Annotated in this window: 18 protein-coding genes; 12 read left to right on the top strand and 6 right to left on the bottom strand. The window is 56.6% G+C overall.

The features are described 5' to 3' along the window. Window positions 1–27 precede the first annotated feature (27 nt). A complete protein-coding gene (locus tag FEM41_RS02445) occupies window positions 28–807 on the bottom strand; it encodes a siderophore-interacting protein (protein WP_138094105.1) in 780 nt (259 codons plus the stop codon). Between the two features lie 279 nt (window positions 808–1086). On the opposite strand from FEM41_RS02445, the gene FEM41_RS02450 reads away from it, so the two are divergent. Beyond that, complete coding sequence (locus tag FEM41_RS02450) at window positions 1087–1641, top strand: PadR family transcriptional regulator (RefSeq protein WP_138094107.1); 555 nt, start codon at window positions 1087–1089, stop codon at window positions 1639–1641. Window positions 1642–1647: 6 nt separating this feature from the next. Here the strand turns inward: FEM41_RS02450 and FEM41_RS02455 are convergent, their stop codons facing one another. Then, window positions 1648–2565, bottom strand: a complete 918-nt coding sequence (locus tag FEM41_RS02455) for a diguanylate cyclase (RefSeq protein WP_138094110.1) — start codon at window positions 2563–2565, stop codon at window positions 1648–1650. Between the two features lie 343 nt (window positions 2566–2908). Here FEM41_RS02455 and FEM41_RS02460 point away from each other — a divergent pair, with 343 nt between their 5' ends. Beyond that, the gene (locus FEM41_RS02460) at window positions 2909–4921 is read left to right on the top strand and encodes an oxidoreductase (protein ID WP_196240476.1); all 2013 of its coding nucleotides are present in this window, start codon (window positions 2909–2911) and stop codon (window positions 4919–4921) included. Here FEM41_RS02460 and rlmG read toward each other — a convergent pair. Next, window positions 4918–6057 (bottom strand): 23S rRNA (guanine(1835)-N(2))-methyltransferase RlmG, encoded by a 1140-nt coding sequence (gene rlmG / locus FEM41_RS02465; protein WP_138094112.1) that lies wholly within the window; start codon window positions 6055–6057, stop codon window positions 4918–4920. The genes FEM41_RS02460 and rlmG overlap by 4 nt on opposite strands. A 105-nt stretch (window positions 6058–6162) precedes the next feature. Between rlmG and FEM41_RS02470 the strand changes: the two genes are divergently transcribed. The 5 genes from FEM41_RS02470 (at window position 6163) to sstT (ending at window position 11584) form a co-directional block, all read left to right on the top strand. Further along, window positions 6163–6663, top strand: a complete 501-nt coding sequence (locus FEM41_RS02470; protein ID WP_138094114.1) for a M48 metallopeptidase family protein — start codon at window positions 6163–6165, stop codon at window positions 6661–6663. A gap of 107 nt (window positions 6664–6770) precedes the next feature. Then, entirely contained in the window at window positions 6771–7718 is a 948-nt protein-coding gene (locus tag FEM41_RS02475) for a D-2-hydroxyacid dehydrogenase (RefSeq protein ID WP_138094116.1), read from the top strand. 111 nt (window positions 7719–7829) lie between these two features. Then, on the top strand, window positions 7830–8828 hold the full coding sequence (locus FEM41_RS02480) for a Gfo/Idh/MocA family protein (protein ID WP_138094118.1): 999 nt from the start codon (window positions 7830–7832) through the stop codon (window positions 8826–8828). 279 nt (window positions 8829–9107) lie between these two features. After that, complete coding sequence (locus tag FEM41_RS02485; RefSeq protein WP_138094120.1) at window positions 9108–10079, top strand: TerC family protein; 972 nt, start codon at window positions 9108–9110, stop codon at window positions 10077–10079. A gap of 257 nt (window positions 10080–10336) precedes the next feature. Beyond that, complete coding sequence (gene sstT, locus FEM41_RS02490) at window positions 10337–11584, top strand: serine/threonine transporter SstT (protein ID WP_138094122.1); 1248 nt, start codon at window positions 10337–10339, stop codon at window positions 11582–11584. Here sstT and FEM41_RS02495 read toward each other — a convergent pair. From FEM41_RS02495 to uxaC, 3 genes are all read right to left on the bottom strand, one after another. Beyond that, window positions 11581–12153, bottom strand: a complete 573-nt coding sequence (locus FEM41_RS02495) for a YgjV family protein (protein WP_138094124.1) — start codon at window positions 12151–12153, stop codon at window positions 11581–11583. The two genes, sstT and FEM41_RS02495, sit on opposite strands and share 4 nt — an antisense overlap. An 83-nt stretch (window positions 12154–12236) precedes the next feature. Further along, complete coding sequence (locus FEM41_RS02500) at window positions 12237–13724, bottom strand: UxaA family hydrolase (RefSeq protein WP_138094126.1); 1488 nt, start codon at window positions 13722–13724, stop codon at window positions 12237–12239. Window positions 13725–13744: 20 nt separating this feature from the next. Continuing rightward, window positions 13745–15157, bottom strand: coding sequence for a glucuronate isomerase (gene uxaC, locus FEM41_RS02505; protein ID WP_138094128.1), 1413 nt, complete (start codon window positions 15155–15157; stop codon window positions 13745–13747). A 348-nt stretch (window positions 15158–15505) separates the two neighbouring features. On the opposite strand from uxaC, the gene FEM41_RS02510 reads away from it, so the two are divergent. The 5 genes from FEM41_RS02510 to FEM41_RS02530 all read left to right on the top strand — a co-directional run bounded on the left by FEM41_RS02510 (window position 15506) and on the right by FEM41_RS02530 (window position 19627). After that, on the top strand, window positions 15506–16810 hold the full coding sequence (locus FEM41_RS02510; protein WP_138094130.1) for an MFS transporter: 1305 nt from the start codon (window positions 15506–15508) through the stop codon (window positions 16808–16810). Window positions 16811–16918: 108 nt separating this feature from the next. Beyond that, window positions 16919–17695, top strand: coding sequence for a transcriptional regulator ExuR (gene exuR, locus FEM41_RS02515; RefSeq protein ID WP_138094132.1), 777 nt, complete (start codon window positions 16919–16921; stop codon window positions 17693–17695). Window positions 17696–18059: 364 nt separating this feature from the next. Further along, window positions 18060–18722 carry a DedA family general envelope maintenance protein YqjA gene (gene yqjA, locus FEM41_RS02520; protein WP_138094134.1) on the top strand — a complete coding sequence of 221 codons (663 nt, stop codon included), beginning with the start codon at window positions 18060–18062 and terminating at the stop codon, window positions 18720–18722. A gap of 6 nt (window positions 18723–18728) precedes the next feature. Further along, window positions 18729–19100 carry an EnvZ/OmpR regulon moderator MzrA gene (gene mzrA / locus FEM41_RS02525; protein WP_138094136.1) on the top strand — a complete coding sequence of 124 codons (372 nt, stop codon included), beginning with the start codon at window positions 18729–18731 and terminating at the stop codon, window positions 19098–19100. 155 nt (window positions 19101–19255) lie between these two features. Beyond that, on the top strand, window positions 19256–19627 hold the full coding sequence (locus FEM41_RS02530) for a DUF1090 domain-containing protein (protein WP_138094138.1): 372 nt from the start codon (window positions 19256–19258) through the stop codon (window positions 19625–19627). Window positions 19628–19653: the final 26 nt, after the last annotated feature.

A 19653-nucleotide genomic window follows, 5' to 3' on the forward strand; every position in this document is an offset into this window, starting at 1 on the left:
GCCGCCCGCAGACGGCGCTGCTGAGTATCAGGTCTCTTTCTCGTGCCAGTACGCCACGGCGCGCAGGCGCCGGGCGTCAACTTCCGGCGTTTCGAAGCGGCTGCTCAGGCGCTTTACGACCTTGCCTTCCCCGGTTACCCACAGGAAGTAGTCATCCGCAGGTATCTCCAGAGTTTCCAGGCGACGAGCAATGGCCTGCTCATCGTCGGCCGCGACCCATTCAATATCAAAGTCGGACAGATGCGCCAGATAGGCTTTGCTGGCCGGATCGCGAATAGCAACGATGGCCGTCACCTTTACCCCGCTGGCCAGACGGCTTAGCGCTTCCAGACGGCGGCGCAGCGCCGGCATTCCGGTTTCATCACAGACATAAAGCTGCCAGCCGTAGTTTTCGGGAACAATCAGCGAACCGCGCGGGCCGCCGGCGAACAGCGTATCGCCCGGTTGCACTCGTTGCGCCCAGTCGCTGGCGACGCCGCCGTCGTGAATAAAGAAATCGAGCGCCAGTTCGTGGCGCTGCACGTCATACAGCGGGGTGTAGTCGCGCGACGGCGGGCGTTCATCGCTGCTCCAGATAATCCCTTCATCCGTGGCCTGGGGCGCGGTAAAGGTGGCGGGATCGGTGGGGAAAAAGAGTTTGATATGATCATCAAACCCTTGTGAGACAAAGCCTTCCAGCTCCGGGCCACCCACCACCACGCGCCGGAAACCCGGGGCGATGGTTTCACTACGCAGTACCGTCAGGGCGCGGAACCGTAGTTCGTTACGTACCCGACGCGGAAGATTCTCGTTTTTCTGTTCAGCCATCGTTTCTCTCTTCAACCGTAAAAGGACTCTTGTGCAGGCATGCTCACTGGCGCCCGCATCCATTAGATATATCTAAACTTCAGTGTAAGTGATAATGATTCCTGATTGCGTTAAATGCAACCTTTTTTTGATATAGCCATTCAGACGGCAGAACTCTCGTTGAGAAGTACATTTAATTTATTTATTATCAAAGAATTAACATAAAATCCCGCATACTTCATTGCATATAGATTATATTTAGATATAAATAGATATATCTATAAAACAGGACATCACATCATGCGAGACAGCGATAATCCCTGGGGCTCCGTTGCCAGTGAACTGAGCCATGAAGCCTCCCGTCACGGGCGCGGAGGCCGACACGGCAAGCGCCCGCGCTTCTTCGGCCACGGCGAACTGCGCCTGGTCATCCTCGACATCCTGACCCACGGCGCCAGCCATGGTTACGAGCTAATTAAAGCCATTGAAGGGCTGACCGGCGGCCACTATGCGCCAAGCCCGGGGGTTATTTATCCCACTCTCGATCTGCTGGCCCAGCAGCAGTTCATCAGCATCAGCGAAGAGGAAGGCGGCCGTAAGCGAATTGCCATTACCCCTGAGGGAGAAACCTGGCTTGCAGAGAATCGGGAACATCTGACCCATATCCACCAGCGTCTGAAAGCGCGGGCCGTGGGCCATCAGTTGCGCAAAAACCCGCAGATGAAGCGGGCGCTGGAAAATTTTAAGGCGGTGCTCGATCTGCAGGTCAATCAGGGTGAGTGCGACGAAGCGCGACTAAAGCGCATCGTCGCTGTGATTGACCGGGCGGCGCAGGAGATAGCCCAGCTTGAGTAACCCCGGCTAGCTCACATTGATGAACTCGCCTTTCGGGCCGGTCACAATACAGCGATTGCGGCCGGCGGTTTTGCCGAAATACATCGCCTTATCGGCGCGGCCAATGGCTTCGTGCAGGCTTTCATCTTCCAGAATCGGCGTCAGGCCGCCGGTGACCGTCACCTGAATTTCTTCGCCATTGCGCTTAATGGGGCGCTGCTCCAGATAGCGACAGATACGGGCACCGGCCCGGGCCGCTTCCCGCTCGTTATCGGCTTCCAGCAGCATCACAAACTCCTCACCGCCAAAGCGATAAATGCCCTCTTTGCGGCGGGTTCCCGCCTTCAGAGTCAGCGCCACGCTGCGCAGTACCTCATCACCGGCATTATGGCCCCAGGTATCATTAATGCGCTTAAAACGGTCGATATCCATCATCAGCAGCCACAGCTGTTTATCCTCACGCCGACAGCGCTGGCGACGTAGGGCGAAGTCGCTGTATAACATCTGACGCAGCGGTAATCCCGTTAGGGTGTCGTGCAAATTTCTTAATGAAAATAAATAGACCTTATAGCTATCGATCGCCTGAATAAATTCCTGCTGAGCCTTTAAATAATCATCCAGCAGTTCACTCGTCACCGTCGAGGCAATAATCGCATTAATTAACAAGCGCGCCTGGTGATGGACAATCTCGTGCCATCGATTAATTTCACTAATAAGTTCAACCTGTAAATCGTCCATTTCCGCCTGCGCAGCCAGCCAGTAACTAAAATGGCAGCGCTTGTGGGACTCAATATGGATCAGATCGTCATCAGGTTCACCGCCCAGCAGCTCCAGGCGCAGCAGCTTTCCGGCCCACTCATAGTGATTTTTAATCGCCAGATTCAACTCGCCCAGAGCCCGATCGATTTCATTGATATTCGTATTGGGCTTACATCCATTTACCATGGGTCACATCCATCATATCTATTTACACCAGGACAACGCCTGTCGGCGAAAATGAATATAGGAATAAACTCATGAAATAACAAACACAGGAAAGCACCCCATGATCCCGTAATAAGATAAGACTTACCAAATAAGATTACTTACAGACAAATAATTACATTTGTTTTCTCGGACAAAGAATGAAATATTCGCGTATTTTAAGCGTCGATATGGTGTTCACCCCTTACAGCATGCGCCCTGCGTGAATTCCGTCACAATCCTTCATCACCAACAGGCTCGATCGCCAACGGCGGATTATCCTTAACTCATCCGACCACATAAATTGTTCGCACCGGAATCAATTATGCGCTATCCCACACTGTTCACGCCGCTGGATTTGGGCTTTATCACATTAAAGAACCGGGTTTTGATGGGTTCAATGCACACCGGGCTGGAAGAGCGCCCGGACGGCGCCGAACGCCTTGCCGCTTTCTATGCCGAACGGGCGCGCCACGGCGTGGGGCTGATTGTAACCGGCGGTATCGCCCCCGACCCCAGCGGCGTCACAATGCCAGGCGGCGCGCTTCTCAACGCCAGTAGCCAACTGCCCCCCCACAGGACCATCACTCGGGCCGTTCACCAGCACGATGGGCGCATCGCGTTGCAGATTCTGCATACCGGGCGCTACAGCTATCAGCCTCATCCGGTGGCGCCTTCTGCCCTGCGCGCCCCCATCAACCGCTTTACCCCCCACGCCCTGACACCCCGGGAAATTCGCCAGCTTATTGACGACTTCGCCCGCTGCGCCATGCTAGCCAGGGAAGCGGGCTACGACGGCGTGGAAATTATGGGCTCAGAGGGCTATCTGATTAATCAGTTCCTGGCAGCCCGTACCAATCAGCGTAGCGATGAGTGGGGCGGTGACGCCGAACGTCGGATGCGCTTCGCCACGGAAGTGGTGCGTGCGGTACGCGCCAGCGTAGGGGATGATTTTATTATTATCTGGCGCCTGTCGCTGCTGGATCTGGTGGAAGGCGGCAGTACCTTTGAAGAGTCCCTGACGCTGGCCCGCCGCCTGGAAGCCGCAGGTATCACGCTCATTAACAGCGGCATCGGCTGGCATGAAGCACGTATCCCCACCATTGCCGCCTCGGTGCCGCGCGGTGCCTTTGCCTGGGCGACCCGTCGCCTGAAAGAACAGGTGAACCTGCCCACCATCGCCACCAACCGCATTAACGATCCCGGCGTGGCCGAGGCGATCCTTGCCGCCGGTGACGCCGATATGATCTCCATGGCGCGTCCCTTCCTGGCGGATCCGGCTCTGATCAGCAAGGCACAGGCCGGGCAGGAGGCGGATATTAACACCTGTATCGGCTGTAATCAGGCCTGCCTGGATCAGGTGTTCGCAGGTCAGGTGAGCTCCTGCCTGGTCAACCCGGTCGCCTGCCACGAAACTCTGCTGACACCCGCGCCGCTGGCTACCATCAAAAATCTGGCCGTGGTGGGCGCAGGTCCGGCCGGGCTGGCTTTTGCTATCAATGCCGCTCAGCGCGGCCATCGGGTGACGCTGTTCGACGCAGCGATGGAGCCCGGCGGTCAATTTACTCTCGCCCGCCAGATTCCGGGTAAGTCGGAATTCAACGAAACGCTGCGCTATTTCCACAACCGCCTCCATCATCTGGATATTCGGCTGTGTCTGGGCCAGCGCGCAGATCCTGAAGATCTTAAGGGCTTCGATGAGATCGTACTGGCCTGCGGCATCCGCCCCAGAACGCCCGATATTCCCGGCATCGGGCACCAGAAGGTGCTCAGCTATCTGGAGGTGCTGCGCGATAAAAAACCGGTAGGCAAGCGGGTGGCGATTATCGGCTGCGGCGGTATTGGCGTGGATACCGCGCTCTGGCTCAGTCAGAGTGCGACTCCGCAAAGCATTCCCGCCTTTTGCAGCGAATGGGGGATCGACACCGATCTCCATCATCCTGGCGGCCTGCTGCCGGCAGGCGCCCGGCCACACCCCAGCCCGCGCCAGATTGTGATGCTCCAGCGCTCCCCCGGTCAGCCGGGCGCAAAACTTGGTAAAACCACCGGCTGGATCCACCGACTGACGCTGAAAACCTGCGGCGTGGAGATGCTGTCCGGCGTGGCCTATCTGGGAGTTGATGACGCGGGGCTGCACATTGATACCCCGCAGGGACTGCGCACGCTGGCGGTGGATAATGTGGTTGTCTGCGCCGGTCAGGAGCCGGAACGTAGCCTGGCGCAGGCACTGGCCGGGGATCCCCGACCGGTGCATCTGATTGGCGGTTGTGATGAGGCCCGCGAGCTGGACGCGCGTCGGGCCATCGAACAGGGCACCCGACTGGGGATGACGATTTAACGCGCCTTGCTTTTACGCTGCTTCACGGCGCGCAGAATCACAAATTTTTTGTTGCTGGCAACGACGGCGCAGTTACCAAACAGCTTTTTCAGCTTGCGGTGATAGTCAAGGTGACGGTTGCCGACAATGCGCAGCTCGCCGCCGAATTTCAGGCAGCGCCTGGCATCCTGAAACATCTGCCAGGCGATATAGTCGGTAATGGCGTGCTGCTGATGAAACGGCGGGTTGCAAATCACCGCGTCCAGGCTTTCCGGCTCACCGCCCGCCAGCGCGTTATTGACCACAAAGCGGCTGCGGGTCCGCGCCTCTGGCAGGTTGTGCTGAACGTTAAGTTCGGCGGAAGCCACGGCCATATAAGACTCATCCACAAACGTGACCGTCGCATTGGGGTTCTGCGCCAGTAGCTGCATACCGATAATCCCATTACCGCAGCCCAGATCCACCATCTCCCCTTCCTGATTTTCTGGCAGATGCTGCAAAAAGAAACGGGCGCCGACATCCAGCCCGGAACGGGCAAAAACGTTGGCGTGGTTGTGAATCTGCCAGGGCGTGCCATCCAGCGCCCAGGTGTGGGTCAGTGGCGCTTCATCAAGCGCTGGCGCGCTCCAGGCGCAGTGAATCAGGCGCGCCTTTTTCCATGCAAGCGAAGTGCTGGTCGGCCCCAGGATGCGCTCAAACAGCGCCAGGGTGGAATTATGGATATCGCGCGTTTTAGCGGCGGCAATGATCCGGGTTTCCGGCGTCACCACGGCCCGCAGGGCACGTAGCTGGTGTTCCAGCAGCGCCAGTTGTTTAGGCACCTTGATAACCACCAGCGACGGCGCCTGGGGCAGCGGCGCCAGGCTATCCTGCAGCGTCACCGTCGATTCATCCAGGCCGTTCAGCCGCAAGTTCTGGCGCGTTGCCTGTTGAGTCATAAAGGAGTCGCTGACGCAGACGGGATGGTGCTGTGCCAGCGCACAGGCCAGCGCACCGAAGGCATCATTAAAAATTAACAGCGGGCCTGTGCCCGGCTCCCCTGCCTGCTGTAGCAGATATTCATCCGCCGCTTCCCACGCCTGTAGCGGCGAAGCATCATCAGTTGCGGGAAGACGCTGCAACGTCAGTTGCTGTCCCCCCAGTTCCACCTGGCTCATCGACCCCTCCGGATGATAAAATCCACACCCTAAACAAAACGCCAGAGTATATCTGAAAACCCGGCGCTTGCGGGAAACGCGGCACATAACGATAGCGGAGACAGCATGACGAAGCTCACTTACCTGCAGGGCTACCCTGAGTCGCTACTGGCGCAGGTGAGTACCCTGCTCGATCGGGGCAAACTGGGCGCCATGCTGCAAGCGCGCTATCCGCAACATCATGATGTCGCCAGCGATAAAGCGCTTTGGGACTACGTCCAGCAGATCAAGAACCGCTACCTGCGCAGCGCGCCGCCCATCAGCCGGGTGATGTATGACAATAAAATCCACGTCATGAAACATGCGCTGGGGCTACATAGCGCCATTTCCCGGGTTCAGGGCGGAAAGCTGAAAGCCAAAGCGGAAATTCGCGTCGCCACCCTGTTTCGCAACGCGCCGGAGCCTTTCCTGCGGATGATTGTGGTTCATGAACTGGCCCACCTGAGAGAAAAAGAGCACAACAAGGCCTTCTATCAACTGTGCTGCTATATGGAACCCCAGTACCATCAACTGGAGTTTGATACCCGTCTGTGGCTAACCTGGCGCGGCCTGCAGGCGGCGGGATAATACCCCTTCAAAATTTGGTTTTTACCCGCTCAGCCTGGATCTATATGCTGAGATCGTCCCGTTCCCTGATTTCAGGGTAGATCAAACACAATAAACCAGGAGACAGCATGAAGATCGTGACGCTCGACGGCGATACCCTTCCCTTACCGATCCCTCAACCCGACTGGTGCGACGAGTGGGTTTATCGCGGCAGCACCGGGCCCGATGAACTGACGGATGCGCTGCGCGGCGCAACCGTAGCTATCACCAATAAGGTGCAGCTACGGGCGGATGTGCTGAAAGATCTACCGGATCTACGCTATATCTGCGTCGCGGCCACCGGTTATGACTGTGTGGATATCGAAGCCTGTAGCCAGCAAGGCATCGCGGTCAGTAACGTACCGGGGTATTCCACCAACAGCGTGGCCGAAACCGTGATCGGCAACATTTTCGCCCTGCGTCGTCATCTGATCGAATACCGCCGCCGTTCCTTTGCCGAATGGCAGAGCGCCCCCCACTTCTGTATTCAGGGACCGCTGATTCGCGATTTGCAGGGCGCTACCTTAGGCGTCTTTGGCCGGGGTGCTACCGGCCGTGCCGTGGCGCAAAAGGCCGAAGCGCTGGGCATGAAGGTACTGTTCGCCGAGCATAAACAGGCGTCTCAGGTACGCGACGGTTACACCGCCTTTGACCAGGTGCTGGCCCAAAGCGACGTCATCAGCCTGCACTGTCCGTTAACGCCCCAGACCCGCCACCTGTTCGATGCCGCCACCCTTAGCGCCATGAAGCCCGGCGCGCTGCTGATCAACAGCGCCCGCGGTCCGCTGATTGACGAAGCGGCGCTGGCTCAGGCGCTACGCGACGGCACCCTGGGTGGCGCGGCGCTGGATGTTCTGTCGGAAGAGCCGCCGCGCAGCGGCAGCCCGCTGCTGGAAACCCATCTGGATAACCTGATTATCACTCCCCACGTTGCCTGGGCCAGCGAAGCCAGCGTGGAAAACCTGATTCAGGGCCTCAATGATAATCTGGCCGGATGGCAGGCTGGCGCCCTTAAAAACCAGGTCAATCGCACCTGATACGGCTACCGCTTTCCCACCATATGATGGGGAAGCGGTATAGCGCACAGGTTTTCACTAAACAACCTGCTACGCTATCCGTGATTCAGGCTTCGGAGAACATCCACAAAAATGATACGCCTTGCCGTGATAGGGACTAACTGGATCACCCGCCAGTTTGTCGATGCCGCCCATGAAAGCGGCCTGTATACCCTGACTGCTGTCTATTCACGAACCCTGGAGAACGCCCACGACTTCGCCCGGGATTATCCGGTCGACAGGCTGTTCACCTCTCTGGAAACCCTGGCGCGTAGCGACGCCGTCGATGCCGTCTATATCGCCAGCCCTAATTCCCTGCATTTTTCGCAGATCCAGTTAATGCTCAGCCACGGCAAGCATGTGATTTGCGAAAAGCCGCTGGCTTCGAACCTCCAGGAAGTAAAAGCCGCTATCCAGCTGGCGCGCGACAACCAGGTCGTGCTGTTCGAAGCGTTCAAGACCGCGTATCTGCCCAATTTTGTGGCGCTGCGCCAGGCGCTGCCGCGGGTCGGTAAGCTGCGGAAGGTGCTGTTTAACTACTGTCAGTACTCTTCGCGCTATCCGCGCTACCTGGCGGGCGAAAACCCCAATACCTTTAATCCGGCGTTTTCCAATGGTTCGATTATGGATATCGGCTACTACTGCCTGGCCACCGCGCTGGCGTTGTGGGGCGAGCCGCATTCGCTACAGGCGCATGCCACGCTGCTGGAAAGCGGCGTAGACGGCCACGGTAGCGTGCTGATGGACTATGGCGAATTCAGTCTGACGCTGCTGCACTCCAAGGTGAGCGACTCCACGCTGCCGAGCGAGATTCAGGGGGAAAAGGGCTCGCTGGTGATTGAGCGCATTTCAGAACTACAGCGCATCACCTTTATTCCTCGCGGCGGAACGCCTCAGGATCTGACGGAACCCCAGCATATCAACACCATGCTGTACGAAGCAGAGGTCTTCGCCCGACTGGTGGAAGAACGCGAAGTGAACCACCCGGGCCTGCAACTCAGCCGCAGTACCGCGCGCCAGTTGACCCGAATCCGCGCTCAGACCGGCGTGGTGTTCCCGGCGGACGGGGTGGATATCCAACACTCAACGTAAAGCTGGGTAAATAAGCGGTAACAGAATATTGACCCGGCTTGCAGCCTCGCCTATGGTAGTCGACGCAAAGGGGAGTAACTTCATTGCCGGTGGATCGTCATTACGAAACATTTTGTTTCCGGTCGCCGGGCAATGTGGACAATTTTCTATACTCAGGTATGAAGAGTGTAGTCCGCGTTGTAAGTGAGACCTTGCCGGAAGGCGAGGTGTAACTGCAACGCAGCAATTGCGGCTAACGTCTTCCGACGTTGGCCGTTTTTGTTTTTGAAGGAACTCTCTATGAATACTGTCGGCACCCCCCTGTTATGGGGCGGATTCGCTATCGTGGTCACCATCATGCTGGCTATCGACCTTCTGCTTCAGGGCAAGCGCGGCGCGCATGCGATGTCGATGAAGCAGGCGGCCGCCTGGTCTGTCGTCTGGGTGTCCCTCTCTTTACTGTTTAACGCCGCCTTCTGGTGGTATCTGGCTGGCACCGAAGGGCGCGCAGTGGCGGATACCCAGGCGCTGGCCTTCCTGACCGGCTATCTGATTGAAAAAGCCCTGGCGGTGGACAATGTCTTCGTCTGGCTGATGCTGTTTAGCTACTTCTCGGTTCCCGCCGCGCTACAACGCCGGGTATTGATCTACGGTGTACTGGGCGCCATCGTGCTGCGTACCATCATGATCTTTACCGGTAGCTGGCTTATCGCTCGCTTCGACTGGATCCTCTATCTGTTCGGCGCTTTCCTGCTGTTTACCGGTATTAAGATGGCTATCGTCAAAGAGGACGACGAAGGCGGCATTGGCGATAAGCCGCTGGTGCGCTGGCTGCGTAGCCATTTGCGTATGACGGACACCATCGAAAGCGAGCACTTCTTCGTGCGTAAGAAGGGCGTGCTGTTTGCCACGCCGCTGCTGCTGGTGCTGATTATGGTGGAACTGAGCGACGTTATCTTCGCGGTGGACAGCATCCCGGCCATCTTCGCCGTCACTACCGATCCCTTTATCGTTCTGACCTCGAACCTGTTCGCGATTCTGGGTCTACGTGCCATGTACTTCCTGCTGGCGGGGGTTGCCGAGCGCTTCTCGATGCTCAAGTACGGGCTGGCGGTGATTCTGGTGTTTATCGGTATTAAGATGCTGATTGTCGACTTCTATCACATCCCCATTGCCATCTCACTGGGCGTGGTGGGCGGTATCCTGGCGCTCACGCTGCTGATTAACGCCTGGGTGAACAAGCGTAATGACGCTAAAAAACAGCTTCAGTAATCGAATCGGGGCGCCTGCGCCCCGTTTTTCACTGCCATACCAGGTTATTAAATAAGCAAATATTAATAAGCTGTGAGTTTGACGTTATAAAATCTGCCATTCCGCACAAATATTAGCACTCCCCTCTTTCCGGATTGCCGCATTTCCTTATACTCGAACTGGCAAACACGCATTTTTACATCCTTTCACAATTACAAAGAGTACGGAAAGTACGCGCGGAAAGGCAGTAACGTTTCAACATCACAGGACGGTTTATAATGGCTACACAAAATGCATCCGGAAGGCTGTTCCGGCGACTGGCGCAGGGCAGTCTGGTAAAACAAATTCTGGTCGGTCTGGTACTGGGTATACTGCTGGCCTGGCTCTCTAAACCCGCAGCCCTTGCCACTGGGTTACTCGGTACTCTGTTCGTTGGCGCCCTGAAGGCCGTGGCGCCGGTTCTGGTGCTGGTACTGGTGATGGCCTCTATCGCCAACCACAAGCAGGGGCAGAAGACCAGTATCCGCCCGATTCTGATCCTCTATCTGGTGGGCACCTTTGCCGCGGCGCTAACGGCGGTGGTAGTGAGCTTCCTGTTCCCTTCTTCGCTGCATCTGGTGACTGGCAATACCGATATCACGCCGCCTTCCGGTATTGTGGAGGTTCTGAAGGGACTGCTGATGAGCATGGTTTCCAACCCCATCGACGCCCTGCTTAACGCCAATTACATCGGGATTCTGGTCTGGGCCGTGGCATTAGGTTTTATGCTGCGCCATGCCGGTGACACCACCAAAAACCTGATTAACGACTTTGCCGAAGCGATAACCCGCATCGTCAGAGCGGTAATCCGTTTCGCCCCCATCGGTATCTTTGGTCTTATCGCTTCGACTATCGCCAGCACCGGTTTTGACGCACTCTGGGGCTATGCCCAACTGCTGGTGGTGCTGATTGGCTGCATGTTCTTTGTGGCGCTGGTTATCAACCCGCTGATGGTGTGGTACAAAATTCGCCGCAATCCTTATCCGCTGGTATTCGCCTGCCTGCGCGAAAGCGGCGTCACCGCCTTCTTTACCCGCAGCTCCGCCGCCAATATTCCGGTGAATATGTCGATGTGTGAAAAGCTGAAGCTGGACAGGGATACCTATTCGGTCTCTATTCCGCTGGGCGCCACCATTAATATGGCGGGTGCGGCGATTACCATCACGGTGCTGACCCTGGCGGCGGTCCATACTCTGGGCATTGAAGTGGATCTGTTTACCGCCCTGCTGCTGAGCGTGGTGGCCGCGATGGGCGCCTGCGGCGCTTCAGGGGTGGCGGGCGGCTCGCTGCTGCTTATTCCGCTGGCCTGTAATATGTTTGGTATTCCCAACGATATCGCCATGCAGGTGGTAGCAGTCGGCTTTATTATCGGCGTACTTCAGGACTCCTGCGAAACCGCGCTGAATTCTTCCACCGACGTGCTGTTTACCGCCGCCGCCTGTCAGGCGGAAGAGCGCGCACTGGCGAACAGCGCACAGCAGGGTTAACCCGCACGGCCTCCGTCCGCCCTGGCGGAGGCCTGTTCTATTACCGCCCGCTCCACCCGAAAGGGATCGATACCCCGGCGCTGCATACGCCGGAAACGAATAATATTCAGGCCGTTCATCACCAGAAAACTCGCTTCTATCAGCGTTCCGCCAATGGAACCCAGCCAGAAGTTATGGGCAACCCAGCAGACGGTGGAACACCAGATAATGCAGCGCATCCCCAGACCGTGCCAGCGAAACAGCGCCCAGGTGCTGACGGTGGTCCCCACAATGGGTAGTAACTCCATGGGATGTTGCAATTTCGCCAGACCCAGCGTCAGGGTCAGGGCAATAAAAGCGGCCATCACCCACAGGCTGCGGGTACGCAGGGTAATCAGGGTGCGTAGCGCATTCAGCCCGGCGCTCATACCGGCGGGCCAGGCGCCCATCAGCACAAAATGGCAGGCGATTACCGCGCTGTAACAGGAAAGCTGCTTCTTAAAACGTCGCTCATCACGATTGATAAAGGTGGTGATACCGATAATAAAGGCGATGATGCCGACCCCCTGGGCCAGCCATTCCAGGTTCATGGATACTCCTTTAATCCGCGCTAACGCAAAAACGGCGCCTCACAAAGTGAAACGCCGTTTTATACCATACTACAATTTCTGCTTTACAGCGTGACACCGCTCTTAAATATCGCCAGCTCGCGGAAATCGTTACGCTCGTTGCAGGCCAGCTTGCCGCTTGCCATATCAGCAATGACGTCGATAAAGCGGTCCAGCAGATCGGACATCGTCACACCATGCAGAAGCTGTCCGGCATCGAAGTCGATCCAGTGCGGTTTCTTCGCCGCCAGTTCGCTGTTGGTGGCTATCTTCACCGTCGGCACAAAACCACCGTAGGGAGTGCCGCGCCCGGTGCTGAACAGCACCATATGGCATCCGGCACCGGCCAGGGCGCTGGTGGCGACCGCATCGTTACCCGGCGCGCTCAGCAGGTTAAGACCTGGCGTGCTCAGACGTTCGCCGTAGCGCAGAACGTCCACTACCTGGCTCTGGCCCGCTTTCTGAGTGCAGCCCAGAGACTTCTCTTCCAGGGTGGTAATGCCGCCCGCCTTGTTCCCCGGCGACGGGTTTTCGTAAATCGGCTGGTTGTGGGCAATGAAGTACTGCTTAAAGTCATTGACCATCGCCACCGTTTTCTCGAAGGTCGCTTCGTCGCGGCAGTGACTCATCAGGATCCGCTCTGCGCCGAACATTTCCGGCACTTCGGTCAGTACGGTCGTACCGCCATGAGCAATCAGATAGTCAGAGAAACGCCCCAGCATCGGGTTCGCGGTAATGCCGGACAGGCCATCGGACCCGCCGCACTCCAGACCAAATTTCAGCTCGCTCAGGCGCCCCGGCACGCGCTGGTCGTGACGCATCGCCTCATAGAGCTGGCCCAGATGTTCCAGCCCCGCCTCGACTTCATCATCCTGCTGCTGACAGACCATAAAGTGAACGCGTTGCGCGTCGTAGTCGCCCAGGGTTTCCCGGAAGACATCGATCTGGTTATTTTCGCAGCCCAGACCAATGACCAGCACCGCCCCCGCGTTGGGGTGACGCACCATGTTCTGCAACATGGTGCGGGTGTTGATATGGTCTTCGCCCAGCTGAGAGCAGCCAAACGGGTGGCTGAACAGATGCACGCCGTCGATATCCGGCGCATCGTCATTCTGCTTCAGAAAGCGCTGCTGTATCTGACGCGCAATGCCGTTCACGCAGCCAACGGTGGGCAGGATCCACAGCTCGTTACGCACCCCAACCTCGCCGCTGGCGCGGCGATAGATCTGCACTTCGCGATCCGCCGGCTGTGCGCCGGTGGCGGTGATTTCAGGCTGATAGCTGTACTCATCCAAATCGCTCAGATTGGTACGGGCATTCTGGGAATGGACATGTTCTCCGGGCTGGATATCGCTCAGGGCATGGCCGATGGGCAGGCCATACTTAACAATGTTCTCGCCCTGAGCGATCGGGCATAGCGCAAACTTATGGCCGCGCGACAGCGCCTGGCGGAGCTGAACCTGAACGCCGTCCAGTTCGATAACCGTCCCTTCCTGCAGATCCTCCAGTGCGACCGCGACATTGTCCTGCGCGTGGATCTTTATGTATTGCATATCAACCTCGAAATAGCCGGTTAGTTCAGTTCAATGCCGAAGTAGTCACGGGCATTGTTGAAGCAGATGTTTTCCACCATGGTGCCCAGCAGTTTAATATCCGCCGGTGCTTCGCCCGCTTCCACCCAGTGGCCGATCATCTGGCACAGCAGACGACGGAAATATTCGTGACGGGTGTAGGACAGGAAGCTGCGGCTGTCGGTCAGCATCCCAACAAAACGGCTCAGCAGGCCCAACTGCGCCAGTTGTGTCATCTGCCGCTGCATGCCGTCTTTCTGATCGTTAAACCACCAGCCAGAACCGAACTGCATCTTGCCCGCGACGCCTTCCCCCTGGAAGTTGCCGATCATGGTGCCCAGCACTTCGTTATCGCGCGGGTTCAGGCAGTACAGAATAGTCTTCGGCAGTAGGTTTTCTTCATTCTGCTTGCTCAGCAGGCGCGAGAGCTCCTGGGCCAGCGGGCGGTCATTGATGGAGTCGAAGCCCACGTCCGGACCCAGCAGCTTGAACTGACGCAGGTTGTTATTACGCAGCGCGCCGATGTGGTACTGCTGCACCCAACCGCGGCGCGCGTATTCGGCCCCCAGCCAGACCAGTACCGCCGTTTTAAACTGCGCGGTTTCCATTTCGCTTACCGCAGAGCCAGACAGGCGGCGAGCCAGAATGGCGTCCAGCGTAGCTTCGTCGGCATCGGCGTAAAGGACCACATCCAGAGCGTGGTCGGACACTTTACAGCCGTGAGCGGCAAAGTGGTCCAAACGCTTGCTCAGGGCACTCTGCAGATCGCTGAAGCGGCGGATATCGGTATCGGCGACTTCCGCCAGCTTAGCGATGTAATCGACAAAGGTGTCCTGCTCAATATTGAAGGCTTTGTCCGGACGCCAGCTCGGCAGCACTTTGACATCAAAGCTGCCATCGGCGGCAATGCGGGCATGGTCGCTAAGGGAGTCGATAGGATCGTCGGTAGTGCCCACCATCTTCACGTTCATCTGCTTCATGATGCCGCGGGCGGAAAACGCCTCCTGAGCCAGCAGATCGTTGCACTGGTTCCAGATCTCATCCGCCGTTTCCGGCGACAGCAGCTTGCCAGTGATACCGAACGGGCGGCGCAGCTCCAGATGAGTCCAGTGATACAGCGGGTTGCCGATGGTGTGCGGCACGGTAGCGGCCCAGGCATCGAACTTCTCGCGATCGGAGGCATCGCCGGTACACAGACGCTCGGCAACGCCGTTAGAGCGCATGGCGCGCCACTTGTAGTGATCGCCTTTCAACCAGATGTCATACAGGTTGTTGAAGCGATAGTCATCCGCGACCTGCTGCGGCGGCAGATGGCAGTGGTAATCAAAGATGGGCTGATCTTTAGCATGGTCGTGATAGAGACGACGGGCAAACTCGGTATCCAGCAGAAAATCTTCAGTCATAAACCGGTTCATTGTTTTTTCCTCTGGCGAATGGATTCTGTGGTCTGCAACTATAATGTCAAAGTTATCACACCAATTTCTCTCGCCAATGGTAAATTTGTGTACTAACTCACAATATCAAGACAAATCTTTACGCAAAAAGACCACAATTTACCTGCTAAACCCTTGCCAGAACTGGCCTTCCTACCCCTTTAGGATACCCTTACAGCGAAAAGTGCTTTTGTGATGTCACTCAACTTTTAAAGATGTATGACAAGTTATCGTTGGCCCCGTTGTCATCTATCTGCCAAATGGACTGATTGACGCGGCGATATGTCGCTTATTGCACGGTATGGACACCTCACAAGACAGAGGTCAGAAATGAGAAAAATAAAAGGATTACGCTGGTATATGATCGCACTGGTGACGCTGGGCACCGTGTTGGGCTACCTGACGCGTAACACGATTGCGGTCGCCGCGCCGACCCTTCAGGAGCAGCTGCATATCACCACGCAGCAGTACTCCTACATTATCGCCGCCTATTCGGCGTGCTACACCATCATGCAGCCGGTTGCTGGCTATATTCTTGACGTACTGGGTACTAAGCTCGGTTATGCGATGTTCGCCGTACTATGGGCGGTGTTCTGCGGAACCACCGCGCTGGCGGGCAGTTGGGGCGGTCTGGCCATAGCCCGCGGCGCCGTGGGCGCTGCCGAAGCGGCGATGATTCCCGCCGGCCTGAAAGCCAGCTCTGAATGGTTCCCGGCGAAAGAGCGCTCCATTGCCGTTGGCTACTTTAACGTCGGCTCCTCTATCGGCGCCATGCTGGCTCCACCGCTGGTGGTCTGGGCTATCGTCTGGCACAGCTGGGAAATGGCTTTCATTATTACCGGTGTGCTGAGTTTTATCTGGTCCATGCTGTGGCTGGTGCTGTATAAGCATCCGAAACATCAGAAGCACCTGAGTGACGAAGAGCGCGACTATATTATCGGCGGTCAGGAAGCGCAGCATCAGACCAACAACGGTAAGAAGATGTCCGCCTGGCAGATCCTGCGTAACCGCCAGTTCTGGGGCATCGCGCTGCCGCGCTTCCTGGCGGAACCGGCCTGGGGCACCTTTAACGCCTGGATCCCACTGTTTATGTTTAAAGCCTACGGTTTTAACCTGAAAGAGATCGCCATGTTCGCCTGGATGCCGATGCTGTTCGCCGATCTCGGCTGCATCGTCGGGGGTTACCTGCCGCCGCTGTTCCAGCGTCTGTTCGGGGTTAACCTGATTGTCTCCCGTAAACTGGTGGTCACCCTTGGCGCCGTGCTAATGATTGGCCCGGGCACCATCGGCCTGTTCAGCAGCCCTTATGTCGCTATTGCCCTGCTGTGCATCGGCGGTTTCGCTCACCAGGCGCTGTCTGGCGCGCTGATCACCCTCTCTTCCGATGTCTTCGGTCGTAACGAGGTCGCCACCGCTAACGGTCTGACCGGAATGGCGGCCTGGACCGCCAGTACCCTGTTCGCACTGGTGGTCGGCGCCCTGGCCGATACACTGGGCTTCAGCCCGCTGTTTGCGGCGCTGGCGGTGTTCGATCTGCTGGGTGCCGTGGTTATCTGGACGGTCCTGAAAAACAAACCGGCCGATGAGCTTAACGACGACGGTCCCGGCTCCCTGAAACCCGCACAACAACACTGAAACGAACCGTGAAAAAGCCGCCTCAGCGCGGCTTTTTCACTCTCCCGGTAGTGTACCTTCGGGAAAAGTGGTATAACAAATCGTTTGCAAATCAGTCCGGAGCCGCCCATGGAGTTAACAGAATCCCGACGACTTTATCAGCAGCTTGCTGCCGACCTTAAGCAGTCTATTGAAGGTGGTACCTATACTGTGGGAGAAAAACTCCCCGCAGAGCGTTTTATCGCCGAAGATAAAAACGTCAGCCGCACCGTAGTGCGCGAGGCGATCATTATGCTGGAGGTTGAGGGGTACGTTGAGGTTCGTAAAGGTTCCGGCATTCACGTAATCTCCAGCCAGGCCAAACACGGTCAGGTGCCCGATGAGCGCCTGGAATTCGCCAGTTTTGGCCCCTTCGAGCTCCTGCAGGCTCGCCAGCTTATCGAAAGCAATATCGCCGAGTTCGCCGCCACCCAGGTGACCAAGCAGGATATTGTGAAGCTGATGGAAATTCAGGAAAAATCCCGCTCTGAGCAGGACTATCGCGACTCGCCGTGGGATCTCCAGTTTCATGTCCAGGTGGCGCTGGCCACCCAGAACAGCGCCCTGGCGGCCATCGTCGAAAAGATGTGGACTCAGCGGGTACATAACCCCTACTGGAAAAAGCTGCACGAGCATATCGATCTCAGTACCGCCGATCACTGGTGCGAAGATCACGATGCCATTCTGAAAGCCTTGATTCGCAAAGATCCGGCGGCAGCCAAACTGGCGATGTGGCAACACCTGGAAAACACCAAACAGATGCTGTTTAACGAAACCAGCGACGACTTTGAATTTAACGCCGACCGTTTCCTGTTTACTGAAAATCCGGTGATTCATCTCAATCTGCCCGCCACCCCGCAAAAATAGCCTTCTCCGGCGAGGGTAAGCAAACAATGTATAGTGTCAGCCTGTGTAAATACCCTCGCCACGCCTCTTCGCGACAAGCAAAATCAAGACTCAACAAAACACAAATATTATGACGTTGCCCGAAGGGCTTTGTTACAATTAGACGTATACCCTAAATAATTCAGGCTGGCACTCTCGTACTCACGCTCTGAAGTATGACGGGAATAAATGATTGCATCGTCCCCTACAACTATCTGGCGCATGCAGACACCCGACCGTCTCCAGCCGTCGCACGCCCATTCGGGCAGCGCGATTGTGCCGATCGTGTCATACAGTCACCGCGCCCGCGGGTAGCTTGTTTTCAGATGTGTACCAGGAAAACTGAATGGAACTTATAACGCAACTGCTGAACGCTCTCTGGAGTCAGGATTTTGAAACACTGGCGAATCCATCCATGGTCTGGATGCTCTATTTTGTCTTGTTTATGATCCTGTTTCTGGAAAACGGACTGCTGCCTGCTGCGTTTTTGCCTGGGGATAGCCTGCTGGTCCTGGTGGGAGTACTCATTGCCAAAGGGGCGCTGGGCTTCCCGCAAACGGTTATTTTGCTGACGGTGGCCGCAAGCCTGGGCTGCTGGCTGAGCTATATACAAGGACGCTGGCTGGGCAATACCCGAACGGTGCAAAACTGGCTGTCGCATTTGCCTGCTCACTACCATCAGCGCGCCCATCATCTGTTCCATAAGCACGGTCTTTCCGCTCTGCTGATTGCGCGCTTTATCGCCTTTGTCCGCACGCTGCTGCCTACCATCGCCGGAATATCGGGACTGAGCAGCGCACGCTTTCAGTTCTTTAACTGGATGAGTGGTCTGCTGTGGATTCTGATTCTGACCACCCTGGGGTTTCTGCTTGGCAAAACGCCGGTCTTCCTGAAGTACGAAGACAAGCTGATGTCCGGCCTGATGCTACTGCCCGTCGTCTTGCTGGTTTTTGGGCTTATTGGCTCCCTGGTGGTACTGTGGAAGAAGAAACATGCCAATCGGGGATAAGTGAATATGCGTCTGAACCTGGGCCTGCGCCAGCTGATACTTATCGCTCTGCTGGCGCTTACCGCGACGACAGTCTGGCTGACGCTGCGACAACCGGAAGCGTCTTTGGAGATCCGTGCCGTACGCGCAGGCGTGAGCTCACCCGATGGCTTCTTTGTCTGGCACCATCTGGATGCTAACGGCATTCCTTTCAAAAGCATTACGCCAGTCGGTAACACGCTGGTGATTAAGTTCGACTCCAGCGCCGAGAGCAACGCCGCACGGGAAGTCCTTAACCGTACCCTGACTCACGACTACATCATCGCACAGCAGGAAGATCGGGACAGTTCCCTGTCATTACTGTCCCACTTACGCTCAGATCGCCACCGCCTGGGCTAATCATTTAAGCAAAATCTGTAGTCAATACCCACGCATTGCCTTTGGGTTTTGTGGCGAATCGTCTATGCTTATCTCGTTGCGGTTACACCGCATTTACACGATCGACTGGAATTTTCGGCGCTTTTGCGCGCCGTAACACAATGGAAGGTTTCTTGATGAAAAGCCGTATTATGCTGGCAGTTGCGCTCTTATCCCTCACCGCCGTGGCGCAGGCCTCCTCCTCCCCATGTAGTGAAAAAGAGCAGAGCATTCTTAAGGAAATCAGCTACGCCGAGCAGCACGGTAACGAATATCGTCTTTCCGGACTGAAAAAAGCGTTAAGCGAAGTTCGTGCTCACTGTAACGATGACCAGGTTCGCGCCGATCACCGTAAAGATATTGCAGAGAAGCGTGATGACGTCGCCGAACGACGGGCCGAGCTGGATGAAGCTAAACGCAAAGGCGATCCGGAAAAAATTGCCAAACGCGAGCGTAAACTCGCTGAAGAGGAATCAGAACTGAAGGCGTTAGAAGCCCGGGAATATTAATTTTCGGGAGCTGAACTCAACAATCA

Source organism: Jejubacter calystegiae (genome assembly GCF_005671395.1).
GTDB classification, from domain to species: domain Bacteria; phylum Pseudomonadota; class Gammaproteobacteria; order Enterobacterales; family Enterobacteriaceae; genus Jejubacter; species Jejubacter calystegiae.